The organism is Rhizobium sp. SVR5-9E, assembly GCF_056755095.1.
Genome location: NZ_JBNDHS010000429.1, coordinates 1 through 270 on the forward strand (window position 1 = coordinate 1; position 270 = coordinate 270).

At 37.4% G+C, this 270-nt stretch carries 1 protein-coding gene; it reads left to right on the forward strand.

What is annotated here, in order from left to right; genetic code table 11:
• Positions 1–270: acyl-CoA dehydrogenase family protein (locus tag ACPYOJ_RS35480; protein ID WP_481420408.1), on the forward strand; the 270-nt coding region annotated here is incomplete at both ends.

Below are 270 nucleotides of genomic sequence, written 5' to 3' on the forward strand. Positions count from 1 at the left end.
TTTCTAAGCTTGATGATAAACAACTCAAAGGCATGATGAAAATGCTGGACCCCAATAAGAAAAAGAAAGATCTTCCGCCGATCGACGGAGATTTTTACGATATCTATCACACTTTAAGCCCTGAGCAAAGGGAAATTCAGCTTAAAGTAAGAGCTTTTATGGAAAAAGAAGTGAAACCTCTGGTGAATCATTACTGGCTGAGAGACGAATTTCCGCATGAATTGATTCCTAAATTTCAAAAGCTGAATATTTGTGGCGTAACTTATGAAG